This window comes from Flavobacterium sp. FlaQc-48, assembly GCF_044007335.1.
In the GTDB taxonomy this organism is placed as follows: Bacteria; Bacteroidota; Bacteroidia; order Flavobacteriales; family Flavobacteriaceae; genus Flavobacterium.
In genome coordinates this window covers 107,572-128,711 of sequence record NZ_JBIPCR010000001.1, presented here as the reverse complement: position 1 = coordinate 128,711, position 21,140 = coordinate 107,572, and the positions used below count along the sequence as shown (strand labels likewise).

Genomic DNA, 21,140 nt, shown 5'->3' with positions numbered 1-21,140 from the left:
TAATTTAACTTAAATTGCAACTTTATTAATTTCTTTTTTTTTAATTAATTTTAACAATTAGCCAATATGTGGTCCTATCACGCTGCATAGGTAAAATAGTACAATTAATACTTTGAAAGAATTATGACTTTATTATTCTAAAACGGCCGGGATATTTTATCCAGATACTTTTTTTGTTGCCGTAATAGTCCATAAATTCTTCACAAACAAAAACGGCATGTGCTGTTGACCATGCCACTACTCCACAAAATTCGCTTCCGGACTGTCGCTTTAACTTTTGTATTTGCTTACCTTCCTTAAATCCCAGATACTTATAAATTGTTGGGGTATATACTGCCCCATCTTCCAAATCTTCTAATGCTTTATCAAAAGTTTTCTCCTTCTCAATAATTTGCCTGTATTTTGCCATCACTGCGTATGTCAATATTGCATATTTCGTTATTTTTTCGCTCTCGAGATTATCTTTGATATATACAAAATCAGCCGAAAATTTAGCTTTATCTATTTCCTCCTTTTTTAAATGAAATGAAGCATTATTTTTTAATGTTATTTTATATAAACTGTCGTTTACTTCTTCCGTTACAAAAAGATTGTCTAACCCATAAACATTCAAAGAAGCTTTAATAAAAGCAATTGAGGAACAGTTGGTGCGTTCTCCTTGTTTAAAGCTTTCAAATATTTGATCTGAGCTCAATTGCGCATAAGAAGCAGAGCAAATAAAAATGAAAAATAAAAATGTTAAAGTAACAGATTTCATTGTCTTTAGATTTTATAATTATGTTCAAACTAATTTCTGTGAACATATCGATTTTACAAATCTATAAAAATCCACTCATAATTGCTTTTATACTTATTAACTTTTATTAAAAATTTTAAAAAGGAACTCCAAGTCAAGTACTGCTCCGTTTAAATTAAAAAACAGTGCGATAGTATCGAAAACCCATTTACTGAAAAACGAAAACGATTCTTGTTATTACTTTGCATTCATAATCAATAAATTACCTTTTGCTTTAATGTATAATCCCGCTCATTATTACAAGTATTTTTACTTATTTTTGTATCAATTCAAATTGATCCGATGAAACGTTCCGGCACAGCAGATCTTCCATTACATTATGGACAAGTTCCATTATGGCTTTCCGAGCGCATGTCTAAACTTGGTTTTGCCATTGTAGAAACGATTGCCATGGAATTTTCGACTTCTGAGGTAATCAGCAAACTCAGTAATCCCTTTTGGTTTCAGAGTTTTGGTGCCGTGATGGGAATGGACTGGCATTCATCCGGAATTACAACCTCTGTACTTGGAGCATTAAAAAAATCTGTCAACCCGCATTCAAAAGAACTGGGAATCTATATTTGTGGAGGCAAAGGCAAAAATTCGCTGTTAACCCCACAAGAGCTTCTGTTTGTAGGTGAAAAAACAGGGCTTGATGGTAATACTCTTGCCAATTGCAGCAGACTTACCGCCAAAGTTGATAATACAGCCATTCAGGACGGGTTTCAATTGTACCAGCATAATTTTATTGTAGACAATAAAGGACAATGGGCTGTTATTCAACAAGGAATGAATCCGAACTCTCAAACAGCAAGAAGGTATCATTGGCATTCGCCGGATGTAAAGTCATTTATAAATGAACCCCATACTTTTATTTATGGTGAAAATCAGGGTACTATTTTAAACCTTACCGCTCAGGCAGCTACAAAATCCAGAGAAGGTATATTAGAATTATCCAAAGAATCTCCAGCAAAAATCATGAAAGAGATGCAGTATCTTTCTATGCCCGCACATCATGACGTTAGAATGGAAGATGTTAATATGAAAAGACTTGGGGCAATGCTCTGGACTACCCATGAGAATAAGCCGGAGGATTTTGAAGAACTATTACTTTTAAAGGGAATGGGGCCCAGAGCCTTGCAATCATTAGCATTGGTTAGTGAAATAATTTACGGTACTCCTACCCGATTTGAAGATCCTGCACGTTTTTCATTTGCTCATGGCGGAAAAGACGGGCATCCCTTTCCGGTTCCGGTAAAGATATATGATGAGACAATTGATACCTTACAAAGAGCAATTCATCGTGCTAAAATTGGTAATACAGATAAAATACAGGCTATTCAAAAACTCTCTGAAATCTCAAGAAAAGCAGAAGAAAGCTTTACTCCCAACTCCAACTTTGATGCGTTAATTCAAAGAGAGCGCGATGAATCATACAAATATGGCGGAAAAACTATTTTTGGAGATGCGAAAGCTCCCAAAATTAAGCCTGCAAATCCAAACAATCAATTGGAATTATTTTAAGCTCGTTACCCATTCAATACTAAATAATATAAACTTTTATTTCTTAATCTAGATTAATCAACCTGCGCTCCTTACCTGTATAAATTTGTAAAAGAAATTAGATAACACCTGATACATTAAAAATTTATTAATCTAAAACCAAAATAAGATGAGCACAATTACAGTAAAAGACGGAACAGAGATTTATTACAAAGACTGGGGAACCGGACAACCCATTGTTTTTCACCACGGATGGCCTTTGTCCAGTGATGATTGGGATGCTCAAATGATGTTTTTCCTTAAACAGGGATATCGGGTTATTGCACATGACCGCCGCGGACATGGCCGTTCGGGACAAAGCGCAGAAGGAAATAATATGGAAACATACGCAGCCGATGTAGCTGAACTGACAACTGCTCTTGATTTAAAAAATGCCATTCATATTGGTCATTCAACTGGTGGCGGCGAAGTGATACGTTATGCTGCAAAATACGGAAAAGAACGTGTTGCAAAGGCAGTTATAATTAGTGCTGTAACGCCAATAATGATACAATCGGAAACAAATCCTGAAGGTGTACCATTGTCTGTTTTTGATGAAATAAGAGAAGGTACCGGATTCAACAGAGCGCAATACTTTTATGATTTTCCGATACCATTCTACGGATGGAACCGCGAAGGAAAAACAGTTCAGGAAGGTATTAAACACAATTGGTGGCGTCAGGGAATGATGGGTTCTGTTTTGGCCCATTATGAAGGGATTAAAGCTTTTTCTGAATCTGACTTTACAGAAGACCTTAAGAGTTTAGAAATCCCTGTTCTTGTATTACATGGCGAAGATGATCAGATTGTTCCTTTTAATCAGGCACCGAGAGCTGCTAAGCTTTTAAAGAATGGACAATTAATTTCGTATCCCGGATTTCCACATGGTATGCCAACAACAGAGGCAGATACGATCAATAAAGATATTTTGAAGTTCATAAAATAATGCTTCTGCAATAAATACAAAAAACTCTAATTTAATGATTAGAGTTTTTTTTGTGCCTGTTTTATATAGTAATAACTTTTTTTTTTACCCTAGTATAATCGAAAAGCCTTGGTTCTGATTGTATCGTAATTCTTTCTTCTGATCAGGTTATTAGTGCCATCTAAATAAAATAGTTAAAACTATCACATACCGATCGGTATTTATCATTATATTTGTTCTTATTCTTTCAAACAGAAATTATGAACACTACCGAATTTATACTGGATAAAGTAGCTCCTATTTTTAACAAACAAGGATACATTGGCACCAGCCTGACTGATATCACAAAAGCAACCGGTCTTACCAAAGGAGCTATTTACTGCAATTTTACGAATAAAGAAGATTTAGCCTTAAAGTCGTTTCAACTCAATATAAACCTGGCCATAACTCCCCTGTTCAAACTTGTTGCCGGTACAAAAGGTAGTATGAATAAGTTATATGCCATCACCAACTATCATCGTAACTATTATGATTTGGTTAAAGACAGAGGCGGATGTCCGATGTTGCGGGCAGGAATTGATACTAAATTCATCAATCCGTTATTATTTAAAACGGCGCAAAATTTATCTCAAAAGTTTACTACAGGTCTCACTAATATCATCAAAGAAGGTATTAGTAATAATGAAATCCAACAAAATACAGATCCTGTTCAGTATGCCAAAATAATTTTATCACTTATTGAAGGAAGTTCACTTTTGGCATTTACCCATAATGACCAGACGTACATTGATAATGCTATGGATTTTATAGATTGTTCAATATTTGAGAGTATCAAAAAATAAAAAAAATTTAACCGGTCAAATACCGATTGGTATGTGATGTAATACCTTTATTAAAATGGAAAAAATATTAAAAACAAAAAGAAAGATTAGATTTCAGGACTGCGATCCTTTTAATCATCTAAACAACTCCAAATATTTGGAGTACTTCATTAATGCCCGTGAAGACCAGATTGCAGAACACTATGATCTTGACGTATTTAAATATATGAAAACAACAGGAATGAGCTGGGTAGTTGCATCCAATCAGATCAGTTATGTAAAACCAGCTTTTACAATGGAAACAGTCGTAATAGAGTCACAACTCATTCAATACACGAATAATCTTTTACTTGTCGAAATGAAAATGTGGAATGAAAATGAAACCGAATTAAAAGCAATTTTATGGATAAAGTTTATTCAGTACAATATCCAGACAAAAAAAGCATCAAATCATTCTGACGAATTAATGCAACTATTTGAATCGGTTGTTTTGCCTGTCGATGAATCCATTTTTGAAAATAGAAATCTGGAAATTATTCAAAAAATCAAAACCAGAGTGCAGGCATAATCAGATGAAATCCTTTGTGTACATCATTATAATCAATAAAGGTTAATTCGAAAGGATATTCACTTAAATCTATATTTAAATTTTTACTGCCCTCTGATTTATATAACTCCAATTCCTCATTCATTAGTTTTTCTAACAAATCGGATTCTATTTTTGAAATTGGAGTTGCTTTTTTTTAACTTCTGCTGCTTTTATGTTTTTCTTACGTAAACGAAAATAAGGTATTTTATTTCTATTTTTTTATATAACTTCGACTGAAAAATAATTTTATTATAAAAGGAAGAATTACCAGTTTCACCCCAATAAAAGCTTCAAAACCAATTGAAAAAGATGTATACAAAATTAGCAGTCGTTCTTTTATTTTTCATCACGCTTTCGTCTTGTAAGAAGGAAGAAAAGATTTCTGACCACAAAATAAATAAGAAAAATATACCGCCAGCCACTAAAGAAAATAGCGACGAAATAAAAAGAACAGGAACTTTATTCTCTTTTAGCAATCCGGACAATACAGAAATTATTAAAATATCGGCAAGCGAAGTTAATGACGATACTAATTTTTTTCTTGTAGGCGACCAGAATTCTGTTATCGTTTCAAAATACAAAAAAAATAAAGAAAGCCAGCAACTCATTCAAAAGGAAATCTTGCTTTCAGATGAATTTTATTATGTTACTATTGATGAGAAGAATTGCTTAAGAAAAAAAATTGATGGAGTTGATTATTTTTTATTTGCACTAAAGGAATCCCCTAAAGGAAACGGAGATCCCGAATATATTTTGAGCTTTATAATGGTTAATACTGCTACTTTAAAATTTTATATCCTGAAATATGCTGGAGAAGTTACACTAAGGTGTGAAGAATGCATAGATGGAGCATTTGTAAAAAATGAAGCACTAGAATCAAACTTATCCATAAAGAAAGAATTATATCAATTTGCCAACCAAAATAAGTGGGTTTACCATCCAACCGAAGAGGAAAAAAACATCAATTACTATAAGAATTATGAACAAAAATGGTATTTAGACAATAATTCCAAAAACAGTGCCGGCTTTATAAAAAGTACCTATTACAAAGAAAATCTGTTTCAATTTTCCGGACAGTATGATAAAGACCAGGTCGCTGAAAATAATGACTTCAAGATTGTCACCTATTTTCGTCATAACGTAATTGGATATGACAAGAATAAAAAACTATATTTTCCAATTATTGTTGAATCATGCGCTACCGGGTGTGATAAAAAAATAAGACTTATATCCAAAGATGAAATAGAAATATCATACGAAATGGATATACAACAACCTGATACTATCCATTTGAATAAAATCAAATTTGATTAAACATTCTTATCACTCTTTGTAATTTAATTTTTTGAACAAAAGTAGACTTTACCACTCTAAATTGGATCTCTATTTATTTAATGAATAAAATCTAAATTATTTATTTATTTATTTATTTATTTATTTATTTATTTATTTATTTATTTATTTATTCCTAAAGCATGATCTGTGTTTTTACCTGTTTTTTCTATTATAGAAAAAAAACATCTGACATAAGTTTCTTTATATGCCAGATGTCTTTACAAATCAACCTTTAATTAAAACTTTTATTTTACTGTATATGAAATACGGTTTGCTTCACAAAGCCTGAAATAGCCTAATGCAAAATTGTTAGCGTCAGTCGTATTGATTATATTTCCTCTGATATTGCCCGGTACTGCCCCAAAAGGGTTCGAACTTGCAACCTCTAATATTAAATTCATGTAATTATAAAAGTTCTTAGAAATGCCTCGATGTGTTATTCCTACAATTTTTCCCGGCTTTAAATCAGTACCTCCAAACTTTTCATTTATTTCATTCCCATTAACAAATTCATCATCTGTTAATGTGTATTCAGGATAAGCCTGATAATCAACCTTATAATCTATCAAATAATAATTGAGCTGATCAGCCGGGTCTTTATAATAAAATGACACTAAAATAAAATCAGATCCTGATATATCAGGCATTAATTCCTGCTCTATTTTGTCAATTTGCGGCACAGAAATTAATTTTTCAGTAGCCGTTAAACTTTGTCCATCGACTTGTACAAATAATTTATATTCCATATTAATTGCAGGAACAAAATTAGTACAGACATATAAACCCGGTTCAGATTCATTGAATGTAAAAATAGCTCCTTCACTATTTTCAACCCTTACCTGTGCTCCTGAAACCTTTGGTGTTGTTGGACTGTAGTAAGAAGCCATTCTGGTTATTTTTATTGATTGTTCGTTTCCGCTTGTTCCTTTTTCCCAAATTATCTCGGCATCGATCACTATTTTAGGATCTCCAGTTTCTAAATCAAGTTCAACAATTTTGGTACAGGACGAAAAAAGTAAAACAAAAAGAAGACTAAATAAAGTAAATCCTTTACTTTTAAAATTGTATTTTTTTAATCTTAGCATACTATTAAAATTTAAAATTATAAGAAACACCCGGTACTAATCCGTAAATAGAAAGTTGGCTGGACTCATTTGCTCCTGTATCAACATTTTGTGAAAACGTCATCGATGCAGCATTTTGTCTGTTATAAAGATTATAAATACTAAATACCCAGTAGCTTTGCCATCCTTTCTTTTTATCCGGTTTAGGGGTATAGGTTGCGCCAATATCCAAATGATGATATGCAGGAAGTCTGTCGGCATTTCTCAAGGTGTAATTAGGTATATTTCTTCCGGCAAATTCATAATAACCATTTGGGTATGTTACCGGCTGACCTGATTGTAAGGTAAAATTAGCATTAAAAGACCACTTACGATTAAATTCATAATTTGCGGTAATATTCAGATTATGCAATTTATCATAGCCTGATAAATACCATTCGCCATTGGCAATACCCGGCTCTTCGGCTGTCCTGCCCGGCGTTTTTTGTTCAGCCTTAGACAAAGTATAAGCAACCCATCCTGTAAAACGACCCGTATTTTTTCTGAATAATAACTCCATACCATATGATCTGGCTTCTCCGTTCAGGATATCCTGTTCAATATTATTATTTCCCAATAAACTTGCACCATCAATGTAATCGATTCGGTTTTTAATTTTTTTATAAAATAATTCTCCTTCAAAAGAGTACTCACGTTCTTTTAAATTTTTGAAATATCCTACCGCATATTGGTCCAGCATTTGTGGTTTTGTAAAAGGTCCGCTTGGTGTCCAGATGGTCATAGGCAACGGAGCACGGGTATTAGACAACATATGAATGTATTGCGCCATTCTGTTGTAACTTGCCTTTACTGAAGTTTCATCATTAAAAGCATATGATAATGCCAATCGTGGTTCAAGATTATCAAACTTGCTGATGGTTTTTCCTTTTCCGTAAAACTTACTTCCGGTTGGCGTTCCTTCTTCATAAATATGATATAATGGATTATACACTACTGCTTCTCCATTTTCATATGTACTGATAGTTTCGTTACCTAAACGAAAAAATGTACTGTAGCGAAGTCCGTAACGAAGATTTAGCTTTTCTGTAACCTGATTTTCGACATCAAGATAAGCAGAAGTTTCTAAAGCATATTTCTTATCCAACTGACTGTAATTATACTGCGAATCAATACCATACGGTTTTACGGTTCCAGGATTAAAATCATAATATAAACCATCAATACCATAGTTCAGTTTAAAATTATCTGATATCGTGTGATTCCAGTTGTATTTAAGCCCGTAATTGGTAATTTTACTATTCCATTCAAATTTTTGAAATGGTATTTGAAGATTAAATTTGTAATCACTGTAAAAAACAGAAAGGTTCGTGTTTAAATTGTCAGAAAATTTATGCTTCCAGCTAAACGTTCCCATAGTATTACCGTAGGTAGTGTTGAAAAAATTGTTAATATCAAATAAATCATTTCCCATATAACCGGAAAAAGCGATTGAATTATTAGCTCCCAAACGATAATTAAACTTGGCATTAATATCATAAAACATGACAGAGCTCTTGATATCACTAAGTTTTAAAAATAAATGCGCATAAGAAGCACGTCCTGCAATAATAAACGAACCAATATCTTTTTTTAGAGGACCTTGTACTAAAAGGCGGCTTGATATCAAACCAATGCCTCCATTTACTTTATACTCATTAAGATCTCCTGTTTGCTGACTTACATCAAGAACTGAGGAAACGCGTCCTCCAAATTTAGACGGAATCCCACCTTTGTATAACTCTAATCCGCTAACAACATCCGCATTAAAAATAGAAAAGAAACCAAACATATGCGAGTCCCCGTATACCGGAGCACCATCTAAAAGAATCAAATTCTGATCAGCGGCACCTCCACGCACATTAAAACCTGACGAAGCCTCTCCCGCATTCGTAACACCAGGCAAAGTTAGTAATGATTTTAAAGGATCTGGTTCGCCCATAGGAGTTGGGAGTCTTTTAATCTCGGCCATTGAAAGCTTATTCACGCTCATTTGAGTATTCTTGACATCAACTGCCTTGCTTGTAGTTATAATCACCTGCTCTAATTCGTGACTGTCATCATCCATACGAAAGTCGACTCTTACATCACCTGAAACGGTTATTTGCTTTTCTTTATTCTTAAACCCCACATAACTAATCAAAACCGTATAAGTACCATTATCAAGGTCTATAGAAAACTTTCCGTTTTTGTCTGTTGTGTCACCAGTTTCAGTTTCTTTAATATAAACATTGGCTCCAATAACAGTTTCTCCATTGCCGTCGAAAATCTGTCCTGTTAACTTATTTTTTTTTTTAACTGTAGTTGTCTTAGAAGATTTTTTCTTCACAAAAATATTATTGCCTACAATCGAAAATTGAATCGAACTGCTTGTATTCAAATCTTTGACAAGCTCTTCTATTTTGATATTGTTGTACGTATGTTTTTTGGTAAAGTATTTTTTATCTGTATTTATTTGATCTGTAAAAGCAAATTTAAAGTCGGTTTGATTCTCAATTTGCTTAAATAACTCTTTTAATGTTACCGTTTGATCTACCGTTACGGTAATGGTCTGAGAGAACGCAGACAAACTGAATAAAAAAAAGCATGCTGAAATTATATGCTTCATGAAATTTTATATTTTTGGATATTATTAAATGGAATAGTTTTATACTATCCTGACTATGGGAAGGGTGTTTAGTTTCGCGGCTAGGACATCCTTTTCTTTTCTACTGAAAAGTAATCTGTTTTAATTTTTCATTTACTTCAAAGTTTAGGTTATACATTTCTGATATTAATTGGACAATCATTTTTAAATCTTCTTTTTTGTTTATTCGCACTGTTATCCTCTGGTTTCCATATTCCTGCGGAATACGTACTTTATAGCCATAATTTGACTCCAGATAAATACTTACAACACTCAGTTTTTCATTCTCAAAATCTATAAATCGGTTAAATTCGGCTACTTCAGCAACTTTGCTTCCATATGTGAATTTCTCGCCAGGTTTCAGAATCCATTTTTTATCCTGATCTGCTACACTCATCTGAACACTTCCTTCATATAGTTCAACAGCAACATCTTTTTCGGGATATCCTTTAACCGTAAATGAAGTTCCTAAAACTTTAGTTATAGTTTCATTGCAAAAAACCTGAAAAGGATGTTTTTTATCTTTTTTTACCTTAAAATAACCTTCGCCTTCAATTTCAATCTTTCTGTTATCTTCAAAATTATTGGCATATTTAATTTTAGAATTAGGGTTTAATTCTACTCTTGAACTGTCCGGTAAAACAACGGTCTGCACTTTTGAGGTCGTATTTTCAATTACATTTGAAGCAAGATAAATTGTATCCTGTAACGGACTCCTGTTAAAATACATTTCTGCTCCGATACCCGCGAAAATTAAAGCGGCAGCTGCTGCTGCGTAACGCCAAACTTTAAACTTCTTCTTTTTTGAAGGAAAAACTTTAGAATGGAATTCTTCCCACGAAGTTTCTTTTTCAGTATCAGAATGCGAAACAGGGGTTTCATCCCATATTTTTTTAAATTCTTCTTCTAATTTATTTTCGTCCATAGTTTTTGAGCATTAAAGTTTTTGACAATAAAATCCTTGTTTATTAAAAACACCATAAACCATTTCTTTAATTTCCCTGCTGGTTTCGATTCTTAGAATATGATTAGAATCTTCTAAATCAAAATTCATTATACAATCAGAAATAACAAATTGAAGAAGGGCTACAATAAACCTTGCATCCTCCTTGGTTGTAACATCTGTTTTATACGCTTCAATATTCATTTCTATGTTTCCGTTTTATAGATAACAAACGAGAACATAAAAGTTCCTAATGACTTTCGATTTTTTTTCGAATAAATTTACTGGCAAGATAAATATGATTGGCAATAGTCTTTTCAGAAAGGTCTGTCATTGCCGCAATCTCCTTATAGCTAAGGTTTTCCAGTTTATGTAAAGTAAATATTTTTTGTTGTTGTTCCGGAAGCTGATTTATGAAAGTATATAATTTTTCTCTTCTTTCTTCAAAAATTCCGGTTTCTGTTTCCTCCTGCTCCATTTCGAAAGCTAAAGGATCAAGCTGTATTATTTTATTCTCTCTGTTAAGATGGTTAATGATGATATTCTTGCAGATAGTAAACAATTGTTTATCAAACAGTACCTCTTCATTGAGTAATTCCCTTTTATTATAGAGCCTTATAAAAGTTTCCTGAACAAAATCTTGCGGGGTAAGAACGGTAAAATTAAATCGTCTGGCGATGTTTATCAGTTTATCGTAGTAATTGAGATACGCTTTTTTGAAAGAAGCCTCATTACCTTTTTTTAAACTTACTATAAACTTCCTGTTGTCCATAAACGTAAATACGATGATTAGTCTTAACTTAAATTACCTAATAATATTGTATTTTAGATGAGTCGCTAAGACTTAGACTTAGTTACTTTTTTTTAATAAAATTTAGTCTGCAAAGAACAGAAATTTTTATTTTAAAATGGAACAGAAAAGAATATAGTCTTAAAAAATTGCAGTAGTACTATCAGCATCAGGCGATTCCGTTTGTACTAATAATACTAAAAAAGCCCATTCCTTTCACGGTTTGGGCTTTTTAATGTCATTACAACTCTGATTATTTTTTGTAGAGACTAATTTTGAATGTCCTTTTAAGATCTGAATTAGTCTGTTTTTTAATTGTGCAGAACAGCTTTTAACTGAATATACTTGTCTAAGTTTTTAAAATCATGTCCTTTTCCTCTCATCGATTTAATAAAAGAGGGCGTAGCTCCGGTTGCTTTTGCTCCAATAACATCATCCAGATCTAAATCATTAAAACCAAGATCTTTATATTGTTGTATTAAATCTGGTGTTATATTCTGAGATTTTAAAGCTAACAAATCGCCTGCTTTAATACCTTTAAAACCTGCTTTTTGAAAAGACGTTATATATTCAGGCGTTACATTGAGTGATTTCAAGGCCATCAGATCACCATTAGAAAGATCGTCATATCCCAGTTTTTTAAAGGAATTAATAAATGCCTGATCAATATTTAACGATTTAAATGCAATAATATCAGCATCTGAATCTGATTCTTTAGTTTCATTGGCTTTGGTTGAATTACGGAAATCGGCAATATATTTCGCATCGATACCCTGAGATTTCAATGCTATAATGTTATCAGGAGTCATATCTTTATAACCTGCTTTACGGATATCTTCAATAAAATCCTTGTTTATTCCCAATGATTTAAAAGGAACAAGATTATCCAGATCAATATCTTTCATGGCTTGCTTAATAGAAACAATATAGGCTTCATTGATATCTAAAGCAGCCAGAGGGATTAATTGGTCCTTGTCTAATTTACTGTAACCATTTTTCTTTAACATCTGAACATACGATTGTTTTATATTGACCATAAAGAAAACCATAAGATCATCGTCTTTCCTAACCTCTATGCCTTCTTGTGCCATTGCGGTACTATAAGATTTATTGGCAGTAAATTTAAAAGTTCCCATTCCCTTATCCCCTTCAAATTTTCCTGTAAAAGACATCGTTCCGGCTTCACGTACTAAAGTAAACACGCCTTGTTTGTCTCTTGGAAGATCACTAAATTCACTCAGCTCGAAAGTGCTCGAAGAAATATCATTTTTATCGCTTTTGAATTCAATAGTAATGGTATTGCCTTTGATTGTAGCAAACCAGTTTCCGTCTGTTTTCATTCCGCTTTGAATGTTTATGTCTTGTTTGGATTCCTCTTTGGCGGTAAGAGTTTGACTTTGCGCAGCCGGTTGATTAAAAAGGCAGGCAAATAACACCATTAGCGGCAACAGGAAAAAATATTTCCAGGTGGTGTTCACGTTTGATTTTTTTGAGTTCATCATGATGATTCGTTTTTTTAAAAGTGATTGATTATAATTAGTTGTAAGACTCAAAGGAAATTGGGGTGCCGCTACTTTAAGCAGACTAAACTGATAGCTTTCTTTTTCAACAGTTTCCTGTTGTAACATTTGATCATCAGTTAAAAATTCAAGATTAATTTCTAACGTTTTTCGCCATTGCCATGCAAATGGATTGAACCACTGAAAGATGATTACTATTTCAGCAAGCAAAAGATCCAGAGTGTGTTTTTGTTCAATATGAATCTTTTCATGCAGCAAAATCTGATTGTAGGTTTCCCACTCATATTTTTCCGGATTGATAAAAATATTGTTGGCAAAAGAACAGGGAGCTTTGTCGCCTGTAATTTCAACGATACGAAATTTACCATCCTGAATAACTGATCCTGAATAAGCTCTGTATAATAATATGAAAGCCTGCATCAAAAAATTAAAACCAAAGATCACTACACCAAACCAGTACAAATAAACCAGTACTTGTAGTAAGACTTCAGCATTGATGAATTGTCTGGTCTCTTCAACAAGCATTGGCCGGGCAGGCTGATCTTGTGATCCTGCTGTTTTAATAGTATCAATTGTATTTTTAGCAATCGCAATATGTTTTTCACCAGCTATTTTTCTAAATGAAAATTGCTGGGGAACCGGAATCAAAGGCAAAATAAAAGCCAGTAGCATACAGGATAACAATACGTACCTGTTCAAATAAAAAAAAGTCTCTTTCTGCAATAGTATTTTGTAAAAAATAAGGCAGGCAGACAAAATAAGCGCGCTATAGAGAATATAAGGTATCATTTTTTATCTTTTTTAATGATGTCAACTATTTCATCCAATTCTTTCTCTGAAAGTTTTTGTTCTTTTGCAAAAAAGGCAAGCATTCGCGGATAAGAATTATCAAAATACTGGCTCACGATATCCTTTAAAGCAAATTGCTGGTACTCTTCCCTACTGATAACCGGAAAAAAACAGTGCATGTTCCCCGCAGTTTCATGATTTAGAAAACCCTTTTCTTCTAATATCTTCACTATTGTCGCTACACTATTATAATGTGGTTTTGGATCTGGCAATAATGGAATAATATCTCGTATAAATGCTTTGTTTAAATCCCAAAACACCTGCATGATCTGTTCTTCTCGTTTGGCTAGTTTTATCATAGTCTATTATTTTAGTGCAAGATACTACTAATTAATTAGTAGACAAACTAATTTGTTAGTATTTTAACTAACTCATTAGTAATAAAAATATAAAATACTATAAATCAAAACATTAAAACATTAAAACCTCAATTAAAGCTAGTTATAGCTACTGAGTTTTATTGCATTGTGGTTTGAGTGCTGATAAAATTGAGCTTCTTACTTAATAAATTATTCCCTTACTGGTGATTGGTGGGATCATATAGCATCGCGGTACACAAGCAATTTTTTCTTTCTTTACTCATTAAAACAGGACAATTGACACAAGACTTGCAACTCTCCCAAAAATTCTCGTTGTTTGTTAATTCTGAATAAGTCACGGGTTCAAAACCAAGTTCATGATTCATTTTCATTACCGCAAGCCCCGTAGTAAGGCTGAATATTTTTGCTTTTGGGTACTTTTCGCGGCTTAGCTCAAAAATTTTCCTTTTAATACTTTTTGCAAGACCGGTATGTCTAAATTGTGGCGCTACTATTAATCCGGAATTTGAAACATATTGACCATTATCCCAGGAAGAAATAAAAGAGAAACCTGCCCATCTTCCATCTGATGCAAAAGCAATAACCGCTTCACCATTTTTTATTTTTTCCCTGAGTGATTCAGGAGAGCGTCCGGAGATTCCTGTTCCTCTTGCTAAAGCAGATGATAATGTAACATCACAAATTTCTTGTACCCAAAAAATATGTTCGGCGTTGGTGACTTCAATGGTGAAATTCCTTGATAATTCAGACTCCTGATTGTTAGGCTGTAAAGCTGTTTTGGCTACAAAGAGAGTACTTGACAATACATCTTTATCTGAAAATTTAATGGGGTTTTCCGGGGTTTTCATATTAATATAGTGTGTTTCTAATTTTATTTAATTGAAATAGAAAAACACTTTATCCAAACCTGTACCAATACTGATATGACCGAAAGCTTTTGATCGTACAAGCTGTTTATCCTTGATTTGAACTAACTATGAAGAATTTGTTCTTATAAACACTCCTATCAAAATGATAAGGTCTTCTCATTTTGATATCATCTGAATAGTTATATTCTAAAAAATCTAAAAGCTTCACTTGTATCACGAAACAGAACAACCTGAATTGTCCTGTAAAAAGCCTTTCGATTTTGAAAATAGCAAATACCGCTAAAGAACAAATCAAATAGCTAACTTTACCATCTGAACGAACAGCTATGCGTAAAAAAATAAAATCTATCCCTGTAAATCGCATGACAGATGATTTTAATGCAGGTATTGTCATTGAAAGATTATCTTTTAATGAGGCAGGCATGGCAGATCAAATCAATTTTGAAGAAGAAAATCAGGCGCATCGGCACGATCTTCATTCTTTCTTTTTACTGGAAGAAGGAATTGTTTCTATTGAGATAGATTTTCAAAAATATACCATCAGGCCATCATCCATCATTTACATCCATCCGGATCAGGTGCATGAAACAAAAACAGTCGAAAATATAACTGTGAGCTGCTGGGCAATCCATAATGAAAACCTAAATCCTGAATATCTGAAATTACTGAAAGAAATTACTCCTGCAAAACCCTTGCTTCTGGATAAAGATACATTCTCTATTATTTCAGAAACGGTATCGCTTTACATACAATTTACTGAACTTAAAAGCGATAAGTTATACCATTCCTTCTTAAAAGACAGTTGTAATGCTTTGGTTGGATTAGCCATTTCACAGTATTTAAAACATTCTCCATCGACAGAAAAAGCTTCCAGATTTGAAGTCATAACCAAATCTTTCCGGGAAATATTAGAAGATCAGTACACCACGATCAAACGCCCGGCCGGATATGCCCAAAAACTAAACATCTCTATCCCTTATTTAAATGAATGTGTCAAAAATGCAACAGGACATTCCGTTTCCTATCACATACAGGAACGTGTAATTTTAGAAGCCAAACGATTGCTTTTTCATTCTGATAAATCAGTAAAAGAGATTGCTACAGTATTAGGCTATGATGATTTTGCTTATTTTTCACGACTATTTAACAAAGTTACAGGAATGTCTGCCTTAGCTTTCCGAAACAAAAACCTCGATTAGTCCAATACTTACTTTGATTGGTTATTTTTTATCCTTTTTTTACGATGTTCCTTTGTACCGGATCTAAAATCATATAAAAATGGAACATTTAAAAAATAAAAAAGTACTGATTTCAGGTGCCAGTTTTGCAGGACTTTCAACTGCTTACTGGATGAACAAATCAGGCTGCAAGGTAACCGTTGTCGAAGTTGCAAAAGACCTGAAGATGGGTGGTACACCTGTTGACGTTCGCGGAAATACTGTAGAAATTGTAAAGCGCATGGGCATTTTTGAGCAAATAAAGGCAAACAGGCTCCAGCCAAGAACCATGGAATTTAAAAATGCCAATGATGTTACAGAAGGGTTTATGGCGCATGAACATGAGGATGAACAAATTCTGGAAGAGGAATGCGAAATTGAACGTGATCTATTGCTGCGTATTTTATTTGATACCATAAAAGATGATGTTCAACTTATTTTCAGTGACAGCATTACAGCATTAAGCGAAACAAACGAGCAGATACAAGTTCATTTTAAAAATAGCGCTCAGGATACATTTGACCTGGTATTTGGCTGTGACGGAATACATTCAGTGGTAAGAAAACTTTGGTTTGGTGACGAAAGTAAATACATGCATTTTCTTCAGCAATATTTTTCTATTACTATTGTAAACAAGTTACTGATCAAAGAAGATACCGCACAACTCTACAATGTGCCTAACAAAGCAATCATGCTTAATGCGTATAATAATAAAACCGATATCATTCTTTGTTTTCGTTCAGAAGAAGAAATGCTTTATGATTATCGCGATGAAGAACAACAAAGAAAAATTATCCTGGAAAAATTTGTCGGCGAAAACTGGAGAACCAACGAATTATTGCAAGAAGTACAAAATTCAAAAACTTTTTACTTTGATAAATTTTGCCAGATAAAAATGCCATCATGGACAAAAAACCGAATTGCTCTGGTAGGAGATTCTGCTTATTGTGCATCGCCGGCTGCCGGAATGGGGGGTTCTCTCGCCATAGACGGAGCAGCGGCATTGGCAGATGCTTTTGAAAAACACAACGGAAATTTTGAACAGGCATTTCAGGATTACAATAACAATTTTCGTCCGTTTATTGAAGAGGTGCAGGCAAATGCAGTACGTTTTGGATTAGAAATGCTGGTTCCCCGAACCGAAGAGGCTATCCGTCAAAGAAACACAGAAAGTAATTTATAAATTACTCCATAAGAAGCAATAAAGCTGTTCATAACATCATCCAGGCCCTATTCTGAATCACGTTTACAACATTAATAAATTAAAAAGTCTGGCTATTAACATAGGCTTGAACTATTTTTATTTTAATAAACGTATCGCATTTTATTGTATTTTAGTTCAGTTAAAAATACCCTTTATGATCATTTTGATTAAGGATCATGATATAAAACGAAATAAACCACGAGCTTAGAGAAATGTGCGAAACGGGAAAAAAGATGAAATTGTGTTCGTGCCTGAATACTGTTATTCATAACAAAAATTCAAGAAGAACCAGGCAAAAAAACAGAACCGAAAGTGGTGCTATTTATAAATGGTCGTTAAAAAAATATATCGGACATTATTATTCCGGACTGGAAGGAATGGTAAGAATGCCTGACGCTGCATTAGAACGAAATTTAACTGCTGAAGGTATTTTACATGATATCAATGACAGAAATTGTTTTGATTTTGAATATATCCCAACTGAAGGTCACAACTTAGAAATTTATTCTGATGATGATAAATATTATAGAAAATTTGTTTCTTTTATTTTCAGAAACGATAAATGGGTTATTGATGTTTATGACGGATTCCGGCATGAAACTGAAATTGTTAATCATGGTAATGTAAAATTTGAACCCTAATTGCAGTGTAATAATATAAAATAGTACTGCCAGTATGATCCTTTTTCCTTTAGCCGTAATAACGGCTAAAGGATTTATTTATAGCTAAATTTCAGATTTCGTAATTCGGCATTTGAGGAATCAATACTAAATCTTTCACAATTTGTCTTTTCGTATAAGTCTTTAAAAAGTTTAAAATAACTATATTTACTTTTTGGTTAACCAAATTACATGATCCAAACCGATAATTCATGTAACCTTAGCCAACATTTTTAAGCAGTCAAGAATGGAAAAAGATATAGTATCAGTAGCGTCATTGCTTTTGGGTGATAATCCAATACCGAATAGTCAAATAAAGAAAGCCGATTTATTACCCGATCCGGAATCCCAATTAGATTCTATGGAAATGAAGGAAAAACCTCTTATGGATTCTACTATTCCTTACAGAGACCTGACCAATTCCGATACTAAAAAAGAAAGCCTTCACCGACTCATTGATAAACTCGACGTTGAAAACAATATCAGGTACCAAAGAACGGTAGAAGATACCTATTGCAATGTCTACTCTTATGATTATTGCTATTTTGCTAAAGTATACCTCCCAACGGTTTGGTGGACACCTGAATCGCTCGAAAAAGTATTACAGGGCCAAAAGGTAGAGCCTGTTTTTGAACAAACTGTTGATCGCATTTATTCTAGTGCCATACACGACTGGTTTTTGCAATGGGGTGCTAGTTTTGGCTGGAAAAGAATGTTTACTGTTGATGAAATTCAAAATGAAGTGAACAAGAACGGCGGAATAGGAATAATTTGTGCCAAAAGAAGAGAAAAAGGACTCTCCGGGCATATCGTTCCTGTTGTTCCGGAAACAGATTCACATCAAGCCTGTCGAGAGAATGGTATTGTTGTTTATCCGCTGCAATCACAAGCAGGAAAACTGAACTATAATTACTTTGCAGAAGTGAGAAAAGACTGGTGGAACGATGAGCTATATTCCTCTTATGTGTTTTATTATCACGAATAAACAAACGCAATTAAGCAGATTATCAAACATCTAAAAAAAATATTGATTTTCAACGTGTTAACTACTTGGAAATGATATAATAAAACACTACTTTTGCAACTTAGAAAAAACAGGAACAGCAAAAGTTGTAGTTTAGCCTTCCTTGCACTTAATTTATTGATATAAAAGCGATTAATAACAAAAGTAATTTTATAACCCTACTATAAAATTTTACTTCTTAATCTGTCTTTTAGTCGATATAAGTGCCAAATTTCTAAAATATAAAATCCTATATTTTTAAAAGTAAACTAAAAACTTTTATAATGGAGGCAACAGTATGCTTAATCCGTTATAAGGTTTCCTGTCTCTGATTTTAACGGATTGGATTTGTATTTTCGAGTAAAAAATAATGACTTTAAAGACTTAATTAACCATAAAAATAGCAATTAGTATAAATGAAAGACAATCAGACAAAAAAATATTATTGGGGAATAGGATTAGAAAACGAAACCTACATGCAATTTGAAGAATCCCTAATAGTCTCTGGTGAATTTATACAAGAAAAAATTGGTTTTGAGAAATACAGTATTGATTATAGAAAATGCTATAAACCGGAAAGCTTAGCTCCTATTTTAAAAAAAGCTTTTGAGCTGAATGAAAACTACAAAGTAAGCCGAATGATGAATAGTCATTCGCTGGAGAAACTCGATATTAATTATCAGCACAAAACAATTGCTCCGGTAAAACCATTAATTGACACTGAAACCGGTGAGGTAAGTGCTCAACCTACTGAAAATCCTGAATATCTTGGAAAATCGATTATGGAACTTTTCCTTGAAGATCAGCCATACAACATTCAGAGTATGATTACCCAAAGAAACAAAACCATGGGTTCTGTACATTTTGATGGTGATTCTATTGAATTTGTAACCAAATATTTTGAAAACAGAACCATAGCTGATTCCTGCAAAGAATTAAAAGCAACTAAAAAATTATTCCTGGATAAAATCAATGAATCTTCTGTATTAAACGGAAAATTAAATTTTCCGGATTATAACAATGGGCTTAATATGTTTATGACCAACCAGGAAAACCTTGTTTTGTTCAATAACGGAACGTATCATTTTCACATTACCCTGCCTTCATTAACTGAAGACAGCAGAATTGTAGATTATAATGATTTTGAAAAAACCCATGCCAACGCCATTTATTTACTGCAATGGTTTGAACCTTTCTTTATAGCAACTCTTGGAAGCCCTGATATTATGGGCGTAATCAGTGATAAATACAATCTCGACAAAAAATTTACTTTAGGTTCAATGCGAAATGCCATGTCTCGTTATATTGGCGTGGGAACCTACAACAAGGCAATGCCAAAAGGTAAAATTCTAACCTACAATGTAGACGATTTTAGAAAATTGCTGAAATTTGAAAAAGAAGAAAAAATTTGGTGGCGTGATCAGATTGAAACAGATATGGAATATGAAATGCTTTCAGAAGTTGGTCTTGATTTTAATCAGGAGAAAATGTACCAAAGCGGTTTTGAATTCAGAAGTTTTGATGAGTTTCCGGCTGAGTACTTAAATGATGTGCTTTTTGCCATTATCTTAATCTGTGAGCATTCTTTGAATTTGCCTGATGTTCAATGGGGCCATGACAGTAAAGCCTGGAACAATCTGGTTTTTAAAACCTTAAAAATGGGTTATGCTACTGAAATTAATGAGGAAGAAAAGAACGAAGTTTTAAATTTACTTCAATTATTAAATCCATCAGATTCTCATTATGATACATTAAAATCAGAATTTGACGCTATTATCATGCTGGATGAATTTTTCTTTAAAATCCTGGCTGTTTTACATGATCTGTACAAAGACAACAACATCTGCCTGGATGCGATGTATGGACAAAAAACAAGCTTTCCGCCAAAATGGGATAACTTTAACAAATACCAGACCGAAAGACATTTACAGCAAATTGGATCTTTCTGTGACAATTAAAATACAAAATGGGACAAAGTTTTTCTTTGTCCCATTTTTTTTATCAGTGAATTAGAATATTAAGCAGCCATGCCATGACCAGATGGGGAATTCAG

The 21,140-nt window shown here is 33.2% G+C and carries 19 protein-coding genes; 10 read left to right on the top strand and 9 right to left on the bottom strand.

Annotated features, from left to right (window positions below; translation table 11 throughout):
* Nucleotides 1–121 precede the first annotated feature (121 nt).
* Nucleotides 122–757: a hypothetical protein gene (locus ACHRWY_RS00490; RefSeq protein WP_395351455.1), complete on the bottom strand. Its 636-nt coding sequence runs from the start codon at nt 755–757 to the stop codon at nt 122–124.
* 321 nt (nt 758–1,078) lie between these two features.
* Here ACHRWY_RS00490 and ACHRWY_RS00485 point away from each other — a divergent pair, with 321 nt between their 5' ends.
* The 5 genes from ACHRWY_RS00485 to ACHRWY_RS00465 all read left to right on the top strand — a co-directional run bounded on the left by ACHRWY_RS00485 (nt 1,079) and on the right by ACHRWY_RS00465 (nt 5,966).
* A complete protein-coding gene (locus tag ACHRWY_RS00485; protein WP_395351453.1) occupies nt 1,079–2,299 on the top strand; it encodes a DUF763 domain-containing protein in 1,221 nt (406 codons plus the stop codon).
* Nucleotides 2,300–2,447: 148 nt separating this feature from the next.
* Nucleotides 2,448–3,263 (top strand): alpha/beta fold hydrolase, encoded by an 816-nt coding sequence (locus ACHRWY_RS00480; RefSeq protein ID WP_395351452.1) that lies wholly within the window; start codon nt 2,448–2,450, stop codon nt 3,261–3,263.
* Nucleotides 3,264–3,502: 239 nt separating this feature from the next.
* The gene (locus ACHRWY_RS00475) at nt 3,503–4,084 is read left to right on the top strand and encodes a TetR family transcriptional regulator C-terminal domain-containing protein (RefSeq protein ID WP_395351450.1); all 582 of its coding nucleotides are present in this window, start codon (nt 3,503–3,505) and stop codon (nt 4,082–4,084) included.
* Between the two features lie 55 nt (nt 4,085–4,139).
* Entirely contained in the window at nt 4,140–4,631 is a 492-nt protein-coding gene (locus tag ACHRWY_RS00470) for an acyl-CoA thioesterase (protein ID WP_395351448.1), read from the top strand.
* A 330-nt stretch (nt 4,632–4,961) separates the two neighbouring features.
* The gene (locus tag ACHRWY_RS00465; protein ID WP_395351446.1) at nt 4,962–5,966 is read left to right on the top strand and encodes a hypothetical protein; all 1,005 of its coding nucleotides are present in this window, start codon (nt 4,962–4,964) and stop codon (nt 5,964–5,966) included.
* Between the two features lie 266 nt (nt 5,967–6,232).
* Here the strand turns inward: ACHRWY_RS00465 and ACHRWY_RS00460 are convergent, their stop codons facing one another.
* From ACHRWY_RS00460 to ACHRWY_RS00425, 8 genes are all read right to left on the bottom strand, one after another.
* Nucleotides 6,233–7,072, bottom strand: a complete 840-nt coding sequence (locus ACHRWY_RS00460; RefSeq protein WP_395351444.1) for a DUF4249 domain-containing protein — start codon at nt 7,070–7,072, stop codon at nt 6,233–6,235.
* 4 nt (nt 7,073–7,076) lie between these two features.
* A complete protein-coding gene (locus ACHRWY_RS00455) occupies nt 7,077–9,695 on the bottom strand; it encodes a TonB-dependent receptor domain-containing protein (RefSeq protein ID WP_395351442.1) in 2,619 nt (872 codons plus the stop codon).
* Nucleotides 9,696–9,795: 100 nt separating this feature from the next.
* Nucleotides 9,796–10,638, bottom strand: a complete 843-nt coding sequence (locus ACHRWY_RS00450; protein ID WP_395351440.1) for a FecR family protein — start codon at nt 10,636–10,638, stop codon at nt 9,796–9,798.
* A gap of 12 nt (nt 10,639–10,650) precedes the next feature.
* A complete protein-coding gene (locus tag ACHRWY_RS00445; protein ID WP_395351438.1) occupies nt 10,651–10,860 on the bottom strand; it encodes a hypothetical protein in 210 nt (69 codons plus the stop codon).
* Between the two features lie 46 nt (nt 10,861–10,906).
* Nucleotides 10,907–11,428: an RNA polymerase sigma factor gene (locus tag ACHRWY_RS00440; protein ID WP_395351436.1), complete on the bottom strand. Its 522-nt coding sequence runs from the start codon at nt 11,426–11,428 to the stop codon at nt 10,907–10,909.
* A gap of 329 nt (nt 11,429–11,757) precedes the next feature.
* The gene (locus ACHRWY_RS00435) at nt 11,758–13,755 is read right to left on the bottom strand and encodes a M56 family metallopeptidase (protein ID WP_395351435.1); all 1,998 of its coding nucleotides are present in this window, start codon (nt 13,753–13,755) and stop codon (nt 11,758–11,760) included.
* A complete protein-coding gene (locus ACHRWY_RS00430) occupies nt 13,752–14,114 on the bottom strand; it encodes a BlaI/MecI/CopY family transcriptional regulator (RefSeq protein ID WP_395351433.1) in 363 nt (120 codons plus the stop codon). The genes ACHRWY_RS00435 and ACHRWY_RS00430 overlap by 4 nt, the downstream gene beginning before the upstream one ends.
* Before the next feature lie 218 nt (nt 14,115–14,332).
* The gene (locus ACHRWY_RS00425; RefSeq protein ID WP_395351431.1) at nt 14,333–14,983 is read right to left on the bottom strand and encodes a GNAT family N-acetyltransferase; all 651 of its coding nucleotides are present in this window, start codon (nt 14,981–14,983) and stop codon (nt 14,333–14,335) included.
* Nucleotides 14,984–15,330: 347 nt separating this feature from the next.
* On the opposite strand from ACHRWY_RS00425, the gene ACHRWY_RS00420 reads away from it, so the two are divergent.
* The 5 genes from ACHRWY_RS00420 to ACHRWY_RS00400 all read left to right on the top strand — a co-directional run bounded on the left by ACHRWY_RS00420 (nt 15,331) and on the right by ACHRWY_RS00400 (nt 21,045).
* The gene (locus ACHRWY_RS00420) at nt 15,331–16,203 is read left to right on the top strand and encodes a helix-turn-helix domain-containing protein (RefSeq protein WP_395351429.1); all 873 of its coding nucleotides are present in this window, start codon (nt 15,331–15,333) and stop codon (nt 16,201–16,203) included.
* A gap of 79 nt (nt 16,204–16,282) precedes the next feature.
* Nucleotides 16,283–17,404, top strand: a complete 1,122-nt coding sequence (locus ACHRWY_RS00415; protein WP_395351427.1) for an FAD-dependent monooxygenase — start codon at nt 16,283–16,285, stop codon at nt 17,402–17,404.
* A gap of 254 nt (nt 17,405–17,658) precedes the next feature.
* Nucleotides 17,659–18,066, top strand: coding sequence for a hypothetical protein (locus ACHRWY_RS00410; protein ID WP_395351425.1), 408 nt, complete (start codon nt 17,659–17,661; stop codon nt 18,064–18,066).
* Between the two features lie 265 nt (nt 18,067–18,331).
* Nucleotides 18,332–19,069 carry a hypothetical protein gene (locus ACHRWY_RS00405; protein ID WP_395351423.1) on the top strand — a complete coding sequence of 246 codons (738 nt, stop codon included), beginning with the start codon at nt 18,332–18,334 and terminating at the stop codon, nt 19,067–19,069.
* 434 nt (nt 19,070–19,503) lie between these two features.
* A complete protein-coding gene (locus ACHRWY_RS00400) occupies nt 19,504–21,045 on the top strand; it encodes a hypothetical protein (RefSeq protein WP_395351421.1) in 1,542 nt (513 codons plus the stop codon).
* Nucleotides 21,046–21,140: the final 95 nt, after the last annotated feature.